This is a genomic window from Rhizobium sp. SEMIA 4085 (assembly GCF_013004495.1).
In the GTDB taxonomy this organism is placed as follows: Bacteria; Pseudomonadota; Alphaproteobacteria; order Rhizobiales; family Rhizobiaceae; genus Rhizobium; species Rhizobium gallicum.
Map to the genome: position 1 here is coordinate 1 of NZ_JABEPH010000213.1, position 10,570 is coordinate 10,570.

A 10,570-nucleotide genomic window follows, 5' to 3' on the forward strand; every position below is an offset into this window, starting at 1 on the left:
GGCTGGAAACTAACGGCAAGTGCCGGACGGCTGGAGTGTGGGGCTTGCGGATCTCGAGGGGTGGACGCAGGCGATCGAGGCCGGACGCTACAAGGACGTCAACATGGCGGGCGCCTCTGTTATCTCCGCCGTCTTGAATGCCGTCAGCAAGGGCGATTATCCCTTCGTCTTCGGTGGCGACGGGGCACTCATCGCTCTGCCGGGATCACTCGAAATGATTGCGCGCGATGCTCTCGCAGCCGTACAGATCTGGGCCGAAGAAGAGCTCGGCTTCATCTTGCGCGCCGCCGTCGTGCCGCTCGCCGATATCCGCCGCGAAGGTCTCGATGTCATGATCGCACGTTATTCCGCCAGCCCCTACGTCAGCTACGCGATGTTTTCAGGAGGCGGCAACAGCTGGGCCGAACGGCAGATGAAAGACGGCAACTACGCCGTTGCGCGCGCAGCACCAGGCACCCGGCCGGACCTCGCCGGCCTCTCCTGCCGCTGGAACCCGATTGAATCGCGACATGGAGAAATCGTCTCCATCATTGCCGTTGCCGGCGCAATGGGCGCAGGCGCGGAGTTTCAGCAACTGGTCACGGCAATCGTCGCGATTGCCGCCGAGCATGGCCGAGGCGGCCATCCGATACCGCCGGAAGGTCCCAGGCTTTCCTTTTCGATGAAAGGCATCGATCGCGAAGTAAAGGTGACTGCACCGAAGGGAAAGCGCTTCCTGACAAAGCTCTTCATCGTACTGCAGCTCGCCCTCCTTTCCGCGCTCTATAAAATCGGGATGCCGCTCGGCAAATTCGACGCCCAGCGCTACAAGGAGGACGTTGCCGGAAACTCCGATTTCCGCAAATTCGACGACGGGCTGAAGATGACGATCGATGTAGATGCCGCACGTTTGAAGCGGATCGAAAAGCTGCTCGATCAAGCGCAAGCCGGCGGCATTGCCCGCTATGGCCTGCATCGGCAGAAATCAGCGCTAATGACGTGTTTCGTGCCGACGCCGCTCTCACGCGACCACATGCATTTCATAGATGGCGCAAACGGCGGCTATGCCGTTGCCGCCGCCAAGATCACCCGCAAGGCTGTTTCGGCGGCAGGCGTCACGCCTTGATGACGTGACCTGCCGAAAGGCCGAGACGCTTGAAGACGTTTCGCGTGTCGACAATCAGCGGCGTGTTTTTGACAAGCGTGGCGTAATCGACCTGGTCGTGATCGGTTGCGACCAGCACAGCGTCGTAATCTGACAAGATCTCCGGCGCCAGCGCCACGGATTTGCGTCCCTTCAAGGCCTGATGTTCGCGGGTCGGCGGAATTTCGGCCACAAACGGATCGTGATAATCCGCCTTGCCGCCGCGCTCCTCAATGATCTCGATCAAGCGTAGCGACGGGCTCTCGCGGATATCTGCGACATTCTTCTTGTAGGCAAGACCGAGGACCAGAACCTTGCTGCGGCTCAGTGCCTTCCCGCAACGGATATCCAGTGCTTCTGCAAGCTTGCCGACGACATAGCGCGGCATCGCCGAATTAATCTCCCCTGCAAGTTCGATGAAGCGGGTCGGCAGTTCGTATTCGCGGGATTTCCATGTCAGATAGAACGGATCGATCGGAATGCAGTGGCCGCCGAGTCCGGGGCCAGGATAGAACGGCATATAGCCGAACGGCTTGGTCTTGGCCGCGTCGATCACCTCCCAGACATCGATGCCCATCGCCGCATAAACGGTCTTCAACTCATTGACGAGTGCAATATTGACCGAGCGAAAGATGTTCTCCGTAAGCTTCACCGCTTCGGCCGTCGCATTGGTAGAAACCGGAACCACGGTTTTCACCGCCGCGCCATAAAAGGCTTTCATCAGGCCCAGGGCTTCCGCGCCGTCGCCAGCGACCACCTTCGGAATGGTCGCGGTGTGATAGTGCTGGTTGCCGGGATCCTCGCGCTCTGGAGAAAAGCCGACAAAAAAATCCACGCCCGATTTCAGGCCCGTCTTTTCCAGGATGACCTTCACGACGTCGTCCGTGGTGCCGGGATAGGTCGTCGATTCCAGAACGACGAGCTGACCGGCACGAAGATGCGCTGCGATAGAGCATGACGTCGCTTCGACATAAGAAAGATCCGGATCGCGATGCTTCGTAAGAGGCGTCGGCACGCAGATGACGATGACGTCGCAGGCTGCAAGGCCAGCAAAGTCCGTCGTCGCGGAGAAGCGGCCCGCCTCCCTCTCGGCGGTCAATGCCGCGTCTGCCACCGCGTCGATATAGGATTTGCATGCATCGAGCGCTACGATCTTCTTCGGATCAATGTCGAAGCCGGTCACTTCAAAACCGCTTCGCGCAACTGCAATCGCCAGCGGCAGGCCGACATAGCCGAGCCCGATTATGCCCGCACGGGCCGAGCGATCTTTGATCTTTGCGGAGAGGTCGGCGAAGGAGGATGGGCTGGCCAAGACAGGTCTCTTCAATAAGAGGAAGTTAGGCGGTCAGATAATGCAAGATCGCCGAGATTGAAACCCGCCGTCTTCCAACGGTGATGTGAAGCCGGCGTGATCGCCTTGCCCGCATTTGCCGGATCTGCCAAAGCAGGTCTTTGCGGTGTGACCGAAAAGACTCGCAAGCTGCTCGAGATGATTGTCCAAGCGGAGAAAAATGCGTCGATGCCATTGTTTCGCATTCCCGGCGCGCCTATTTAAATCGAATAAGTGATTACGGAAAGGGCTGCCCGTCCTCCCGGTTTTTGTGGGTTTGACAGGTACGTCTGCCGGTTCCTCGGCAGATCGTTGACACGATAATACCGCTCGTCCATCTTGAATTTCCGCCCTGCGCACGACAGTGCCGCGGGCCGGTTTTTCTATCGTTTTCAGGAACGGACGTGCTTTATGAGGATAATACCAAGAATGAGCACGATCGAATCCAGCGTGTCCTCCATCCTTCTGGACCGCGTCGCCGAATGGCTGACAAATTCCTCGCTTGCCGGTGATGATCTCGAAAACATCGTTCGCGGGTTCTGCGAGCGGATTGCCGCCGCCGGTCTCCCGATCGCGCGCGTGCACCTGACCTTTTCGATGCTCCATCCGCTCTATGACGCTTTGGGCTTCACCTGGCGGCGTGCGAGCGGCGTCACGATCGAAGGCTACCGCCATTCGGTGGGCGCAAAGCCCGACCGCTTTCTCCAAAGCCCGTATTACTATCTTCTCGACAACAATCTGCAGCATATCCGCCGCCGCATCTCGCTTGATGGCGCTGCGGAATTCCCGATTTTCGAGGACCTGCGCGCCGAGAAGATCACCGACTATCTCGCCTTCGTGCAGCCCTTCGGCGACGGTTCCGTCCAGGGCATGATGGGCTCGTGGTCGACGGACAATCATTTTGGTTTTTCCGACGACATGATCGATGCGCTGCTGCGTATGCAGAACCACCTGGCCGTCGCCGCCAAGATGGCCGTGCTTGGCAAGCTCGCTAACAACATGTTGACGACCTATCTCGGCGGCGACGCGGGCAAGCGCGTGCTGAACGGCCAGATCCGCCGCGGCGACGGCGAAACGATTCGGGCCGCCCTTGTCATGGGCGACATGCGCCAGTCGACGATGTATGCCGAAAAGGAAGGCCGTCAGGCCTACATCGACACGCTGAACGAGTTCTTCGACGCGATTGCAGCACCTTTCAACCGCAACGGCGGCGAAATCTTAAGTTTCCTCGGTGACGGCTTTCTCGCCGTCTACCCCTGCGGCCGTCATAAGGATCCGTCGAAGATCGCCTCGCAGGCGGCCCTTTCTGCCGTCCATCAGGCGCAGGCCCGCGTTGCCGAGCTCAACACCGAACGCGCCGAAAAAGGTCTTGGCGCGATCAATTACGGCATCGGACTGCATATCGGCAATGTGATGCTCGGTAATGTCGGCCTCAAGGACCGCCTGACGTTTTCGGCCTTCGGTTCGGCCGTCAACGAAGTCCAGCGTCTTCAGGCGCTGACGAAGAAGTACAATCGCGAGGTCGTCGCCAGCCAGGCGTTTGCCGGTTACTGCGGCGGTGAATGGACGACGCTTGGTGAAGAGAAGCTGCGCGGCATCCGCCAAAAGGTGACGATCCTTCAGCCGCGCGCGCCCGCACCGGCGCGCGCCATCGACGGGGATTTCCGCGAAGTCGCGCCGAATGGCCTTTCCGAAGCCGAACAGGTCATCCTCCTCCACCGGGATGCCAAGAAGCAGGCCAAGCGGGCGACGGCTGAGGGTTTCGTTCAGTAAGCTGCGGCTGAAATGCTTGTTTTGCTTTTGTAATCAGGCGAAATGTGTCGGCTCCCCCATGCCCCGTCATCAACTGGACACCCCGATTGCGGTACGGTAGTGTGCCTTAACGGGAACACAAAAGAGACTGGGAATATCGTTGGTATGGCGTCCGCGTCCGACTTATTGCGCATCGAGAATCTCGACGTCTCATTCTCAGTGTTCGGAGACAAGCTGCGCGTTGTAAAGAATGCTGAACTGCGCATTCTTCCGGGCAAGGTGACCGCACTTGTCGGTGAATCCGGCTCCGGCAAATCGGTCATCAGCCAGTCGATCATGGGCATCCTGCCGAACGCCGCAAAGGCCACCGGCGGCATTCTCTTCACCGATCCGCTTAATGGCGAGACCACCGATATCCTGCAGTTCGGCCGCGACAGCGAGGAAATGCGGGATTTGCGCGGCAAGCGCATGGCGACGATCTTCCAGGAGCCGATGACGTCGCTCTCGCCGCTCCACACCATCGGCAACCAGATCAGCGAGGCGCTGCTGATCCACACCGATGCCGACAAGATCGAGGCACGCCAAAGAACCGAGGAGATGCTCGGGCTGGTCGGATTTGCCAATCCGCAGCGCACCTACGACATGTATCCGTTCGAGCTTTCAGGCGGCATGCGCCAGCGCGCGATGATCGCAATGGCGCTGATCTGCAAGCCTGCTCTGCTGATCGCCGACGAACCGACCACGGCGCTCGACGTGACGATCCAGGCGCAAATTCTCGAGCTGCTGCGCGACCTCCAGCATAAGCTCGGCATGGCGATGCTGCTTATAACTCACGATCTCGGCGTCGTCGCCAATATGGCAGACGAGGTCGTCGTGATCTATCACGGCGAAATCCTGGAAGCTGGACCCGTCAATGCAATATTTCGTGATCCGCAGCATCCATATCTCAAAGGTCTGATGGCTGCCGTGCCGCATTTTGACATGAAGCCAGGCGAGCGGCTAAAGGCGCTGCGCGATGTTCCAGTCAATCTGGAATCGTTCCTCGGCAAAAAGCAAATGGTGGGTGCGGACGGGCCGAAGCTTTTGCTTTCGGTCAACAATCTCTCGAAGACGTTTGCGACGCGCAAGCGCGGTCTTTTCGGTAGAGGTGAAGCGGCAGTCGTGCGGGCGGTCGACGACGTCAGTTTCGATATCCGGCGCGGCGAATGTCTGGGGCTCGTGGGCGAGTCGGGCTGCGGCAAGACCACCGTCAGCAAGATCCTGATGCGCGCAATCACGCCCGATGGCGGCTCGGTGATCTTCAATGACGGCAAGGACGTGATCGACGTGCTTTCCGTCAAGGGCGACGATTTGCAGGCACTACGCACCAAGATCCAGATGGTGTTTCAGGATCCGGTCTCGTCGCTGTCGCCGCGCATGACTGTGCGCAACATCCTGAGCGAGCCGCTGGAAATCCACGATCGCGGGGACAGCGCCGAACGCAAGCAGAAGGTCGAAGCGCTGATGGGCGCCATCGGCCTCGACCGGCGTTACCTGAGCCGCTATCCGCACAGCTTCTCGGGCGGGCAGCGCCAGCGCATCGGCATTGCTCGAGCCCTAGCTCTTGGTCCCAAACTCATCATCCTGGACGAGCCGGTCTCCGCCCTCGACGTTTCCGTGCAGGCGCAAATTCTCAATCTACTCAAGGATCTGCAAAAAGAGCTCGGCCTGACCTACCTCTTCATTTCGCACAATCTCGCCGTCGTCGACTACATGGCCGATCGCATCGCCGTGATGTGCAAGGGCCGCATCGTTGAAATCGCCCCTCGCGAGATCATCTTGCGGGATCCGGTGCATCCCTACACGAAATCACTGCTTGCCGCCGTCCCCTTCCCCGATCTCGACCGGCCACTCGATTTCGAAGCGTTGCGCAAAAATGGCGCCGCCGACAAACAAAACTGGGGCATCACCTTTACCGCCGAACATGACGATGCGTCCGAACTTGCCTATGCCGATCTCGGCAATGGTCATCTAGTGCGCGCCCGCAAGGGTGCAGATGCAAAGGAACTGCGTGCATGGTAACCCGCCGAACCTTTCTCGGCGGCCTGCTTGGCGCAGCCGTCGGACCGGCTGCTGCACGTGATATGGGCGACCGCGATATCGAGCCGGAATTCCTGCGCGACCTTTTGACAGCAGATCGCATTCCGCCAATGCCCGAGCGATTGCCGAAGCATCCGCGCATCATCAACATGAAAGAGGCCGGTCTGACCCCAGGCGTCTACGGCGGTTCTGTACGCACCATCATCGGCGCGGCGCGCGACATCCGCTACATGACCGTTTACGGCTATTCGCGCCTTGTCGGGTATGACAAGCACCTGCGCTTCCAGGCCGACATTCTCGGCGGCTATACATCGGAAAACGATAGCATCTTCACCTTCCACCTGCGCCAGGGCCACAAGTGGTCAGATGGGCATGCCTTCACGGCCGACGATTTCCGTTACTGGTGGGAAGACGTCATTTCCAACAAATCACTGACACCCGGGGGCGGTGCGCTGGAGCTGCGCCCGCACGGCGTGCTTCCGCAGTTCGAGGTGCTCGACGAATTCACCGTCCGCTACAGTTGGGACAAGCCCAACCCGAATTTCCTGCCGGCGCTCGCCGGCCCGTTACCGCTCGTCATCTTCGGTCCCGCCCATTATCTCAAGCAGTTCCACAAAAAATACCAGGATGACTTCCGGCTTTCCGCACTCATGCGGGAAAACCGGGTGAAGAAGTGGGTTGATCTGCACATCAAGATGTCGCGCGCCTCGCGTCCGGAAAATCCGGAGCTGCCGACACTCGATCCGTGGCGCAACACGACAGCACCGCCAGCCGACCAATTCGTTTTCGTGCGCAATCCGTTCTTCCATCGCGTCGATGAAAACGGCATGCAATTGCCCTATATCGACCGCTTCATCCTGAACGTCAGCTCGTCGTCGATCATCGCGGCCAAGGCGGGTGCGGGGGAATCCGACCTGCAGGCGACCGGCATCGACTTCAACGACTATACCTTCCTCAAAGAGGCCGAGAAGCGCTTCCCGGTCAAGGTCAATCTCTGGAAACAGGCGCGTGGATCGCGGATCGCGCTGCTCCCGAACCTCAATTGCGCCGACGAAACCTGGCGCAAGCTCTTCCGCGACGTTCGCTTCCGCCGGGCGCTGTCACTTTCGATCGACCGGCATGAAATCAACATGGTCGCCTTTTACGGGCTCGGCAAGCCGAGCGCCGACACCGTTCTGCAGGACAGCCCGCTTTATAAGCAAGAATACGCCGACGCCTTCATTCAATTCGATCCGGATGAAGCCAACCGCCTGCTTGACGAACTGGGTCTGAAAGCGCGTGACGGCGAAGGTTTCCGTCTGTTGCCGGACGGACGGCGAGCGGAGATCACCGTCGAAACTGCCGGAGAAAGCACACTCGATACCGACGTGCTCGAACTCGTCCACGATCATTGGAAGAATATCGGGCTTGCGCTCTACACGCGAACGTCGCAGCGTGACGTCTTCCAGAGCCGCGCCATGAGCGGCACGATCATGATGTCGACATGGTTCGGCATTGAAAACGGCGTTCCGACCGCCGACATGGCGCCAAGCCAGCTGGCGCCGACCGTCGACGATCAGCTGCAATGGCCGATCTGGGGCATGTACTATCTGTCCGCCGGCCAGGAAGGCAGCGCCCCCGACCTGCCTGAAGCGGTCGAGCTCGTCGACCTCCTGAAACAGTGGGGTGCCACTGCCGATTTCCGCAAGCGCGAAGCGATCTGGCACAAGATGCTGTCGATCTATACGCAGCAGGTGTTTTCGATCGGGCTCATCAACGGCGCGCTGCAGCCGATCCTGCGTTCTGCCAAGATGCAGAACGTGCCGGAGCGGGCGCTCTACGGCTTCGATCCAACGTCTTATCTCGGCATTTACATGCCGGATGCTTTCTGGCTGAAGGAGGCGTGACGTGCTGAGATATATTCTCTGGCGGATTGCCGCCATGGTCCCGACGCTGCTCGTGATTTCGGCGCTCGTCTTTACAATCATCGAGTTGCCGCCGGGCGATTTCTTCGAAAGCCAGATCGCCGAGCTGCGCGCGCAGGGCGAGAGCGCGAACCTGCAGGAAATCGAAGAGCTGCGGCAGCAATACGGTTTCGACAAACCGGCGATCATCCGCTACTTCTATTGGGTCGGCGGCATGCTGCACGGCGACTTCGGCTATTCGTTCGAATACCAACTGCCGGTCTCCGCAGTGGTCGGCGACCGCCTGTGGCTGACGATCCTCGTTTCCTTCACGACCATCCTGGTGACGTGGCTGATTGCTTTTCCGATCGGCATCTATTCCGCTACCCATCAATATAGCTGGAGCGACTACGGGCTGACGTTTCTCGGGCTGCTCGGCATTGCCATTCCGAACTTCATGCTGGCACTCATCCTGATGTATTTCGCCAATATCTGGTTCGGCATCTCGATCGGTCATCTGATGGACCAGAAATATCTCTCCGAGCCTATGAGCTGGGAGAAGGCGCGCTCGATCCTGTCCCACCTCTGGATCCCTGTCATCATCGTCGGCACGGCGGGTACGGCCGGCATGATCCGCCGCCTTCGTGCCAATCTGCTGGATGAGATGCAGAAGCAGTATGTGACGACTGCGCGCGCCAAAGGTCTTCATCCGACCCGTGCGCTCATCAAATATCCGCTGCGCATGGCGCTCAACTTCTTTGTCGCCGACATCGGTTCGATCCTGCCGTCGATCATCTCCGGCGCCGAGATCGTTGCCATCGTGCTGTCGCTCGAAACGACCGGCCCAATGCTGATCAAGGCACTGCAGAGCCAGGACATGTATCTTGCCGGTTCCTTCCTGATGTTCCTTGCCTTCCTGAACGTCATCGGCGTGTTGATTTCCGACATCGCCCTCGGCTTCCTCGATCCGCGCATCCGTCTGCAAGGCAGGAGCACCAAATAATGTCGCCCTTGCCACCGCCCGGCGCTCCCCTGCAGCACTATGTCTCGACCGCACCCTTCGATCCTGTCGCCACGGAAACGATGGCGGCTGCCAGTTCGCGTATTCACCTTGCTTCCCAAAAGCAGCTGATGTGGTGGAAGTTCAAGCAGCACCGTCTGGCGCTTGCTTCCGGCATCTTTTTGCTTGTCGTCTATCTGATGATACTGGTCGTTGAGTTTCTGGCGCCTTACGGCCTGCACACGCGCAATGTCGACTACATCCATTCCCCGCCCCAGCGCGTCCACCTCTTCGACAAGGGAGAATTGGTCGGTCCCTTCGTCTACGGCCGCAAGATGCAACTTGACCTTGACACGCTGCGCCGGATCTACACCGACGATCCTAACGACGTTCAGCCGATCCGCTTCTTCTGCCGTGGCGATTCCTATAAGTTTTGGGGCCTCGTTCAGTCCGATCTGCATCTTGTCTGCCCGGCACAAGGCGGCCAAATGTACCTGCTCGGCACCGATCGCCTCGGCCGCGACGTGCTCTCCCGTATCCTCTATGGCGCCCGGATTTCGTTGACGATCGGCCTGATCGGCATCGCGATCAGCTTCGTGCTCGGCATCGTCATCGGCGGCCTTGCCGGCTATTGGGGCGGCGTCTTCGACCTGATCGTCCAGCGGGTGATCGAGGTGCTGCAGTCGCTGCCGAGCCTGCCGCTATGGATGGCTCTTGCAGCCATCATGCCGGTGACGTGGAGCCCGATCGTCATCTATTTCGGTATTACCGTAATCCTCGGCATCATCGATTGGACCGGGCTTGCGCGTGCTGTGCGTTCCAAGCTTCTGGCGCTGCGCGAAGAGGATTACGTGCAGGCTGCCCAACTGATGGGGGCAAGCACGCCCCGCATCATCGCGCGGCATCTGGTTCCCGGCTTCATGTCGCATCTGATTGCCTCGGCGACGATCTCGATCCCGGGCATGATCCTCGGCGAAACGGCGCTTTCTTTTCTAGGGCTCGGCCTTCGGCCGCCGATCACCAGCTGGGGTATCTTGCTCACCGAGGCCAAGAGCGTCAGCGTCATTGCCTTTTATCCGTGGCTGCTTTTCCCGATTATTCCAGTGGTTCTTGTCATTTTGGCCTTCAACTTTCTGGGAGATGGGTTGCGCGATGCAGCAGATCCCTACAAATAGCAGCAGGCTTGGTGGAGATTTGCCGCTCTGCCGTGTCTCGCCCTCCGGAAGACTGGGGGCCTAATATGTCGTTCGCCCCGAAGCAAATAACCATGGCCAGACGCGTGGAAGATGCTCGCATTCTGATGAACAGCCACGATAAGATCGGCCTCGGCCCCCTGCGCCGCTGGCGGACAATTGCACAGGCGCTAGTCGAGTACGATCGTGGCCTCTGTGTCCCGATCATGT

General features: G+C 59.4%; 7 protein-coding genes and 1 pseudogene. 7 read left to right on the plus strand and 1 reads right to left on the minus strand.

Features of this window, described 5'->3' with window-relative positions; all coding sequences use genetic code 11:
- Positions 1-1,105: pseudogene (locus C9413_RS20130) on the plus strand (DUF3095 domain-containing protein); the annotation flags it as partial.
- Here C9413_RS20130 and C9413_RS20135 read toward each other — a convergent pair.
- Positions 1,095-2,435 carry a nucleotide sugar dehydrogenase gene (locus tag C9413_RS20135; protein ID WP_040115162.1) on the minus strand — a complete coding sequence of 447 codons (1,341 nt, stop codon included), beginning with the start codon at positions 2,433-2,435 and terminating at the stop codon, positions 1,095-1,097. The pseudogene C9413_RS20130 and the gene C9413_RS20135 overlap by 11 nt on opposite strands.
- A gap of 96 nt (positions 2,436-2,531) precedes the next feature.
- On the opposite strand from C9413_RS20135, the gene C9413_RS20140 reads away from it, so the two are divergent.
- The 6 genes from C9413_RS20140 (at position 2,532) to C9413_RS20165 (ending at position 10,342) form a co-directional block, all read left to right on the plus strand.
- Positions 2,532-2,678: a hypothetical protein gene (locus tag C9413_RS20140; protein ID WP_170250816.1), complete on the plus strand. Its 147-nt coding sequence runs from the start codon at positions 2,532-2,534 to the stop codon at positions 2,676-2,678.
- Positions 2,679-2,882: 204 nt separating this feature from the next.
- Entirely contained in the window at positions 2,883-4,226 is a 1,344-nt protein-coding gene (locus C9413_RS20145; protein ID WP_040115161.1) for an adenylate/guanylate cyclase domain-containing protein, read from the plus strand.
- A gap of 144 nt (positions 4,227-4,370) precedes the next feature.
- The gene (locus tag C9413_RS20150; protein WP_040115160.1) at positions 4,371-6,266 is read left to right on the plus strand and encodes an ABC transporter ATP-binding protein; all 1,896 of its coding nucleotides are present in this window, start codon (positions 4,371-4,373) and stop codon (positions 6,264-6,266) included.
- On the plus strand, positions 6,260-8,170 hold the full coding sequence (locus C9413_RS20155; RefSeq protein WP_040115159.1) for an ABC transporter substrate-binding protein: 1,911 nt from the start codon (positions 6,260-6,262) through the stop codon (positions 8,168-8,170). The genes C9413_RS20150 and C9413_RS20155 overlap by 7 nt, the downstream gene beginning before the upstream one ends.
- A gap of 1 nt (position 8,171) precedes the next feature.
- Positions 8,172-9,170, plus strand: coding sequence for an ABC transporter permease (locus tag C9413_RS20160; RefSeq protein ID WP_040115158.1), 999 nt, complete (start codon positions 8,172-8,174; stop codon positions 9,168-9,170).
- Entirely contained in the window at positions 9,170-10,342 is a 1,173-nt protein-coding gene (locus tag C9413_RS20165; protein ID WP_040115157.1) for an ABC transporter permease, read from the plus strand. The genes C9413_RS20160 and C9413_RS20165 overlap by 1 nt, the downstream gene beginning before the upstream one ends.
- Positions 10,343-10,570 lie beyond the last annotated feature (228 nt).

Excerpts from the sequence above, each read along its gene's own strand:
- C9413_RS20145 (WP_040115161.1), top strand. The coding sequence starts at position 2,883 with ATGAGCACGATCGAATCCAGCGTGTCCTCCATCCTTCTGGACCGCGTC.
- C9413_RS20150 (WP_040115160.1), top strand. The coding sequence starts at position 4,371 with ATGGCGTCCGCGTCCGACTTATTGCGCATCGAGAATCTCGACGTCTCA.
- C9413_RS20155 (WP_040115159.1), top strand. The coding sequence starts at position 6,260 with ATGGTAACCCGCCGAACCTTTCTCGGCGGCCTGCTTGGCGCAGCCGTC.
- C9413_RS20165 (WP_040115157.1), top strand. The coding sequence starts at position 9,170 with ATGTCGCCCTTGCCACCGCCCGGCGCTCCCCTGCAGCACTATGTCTCG.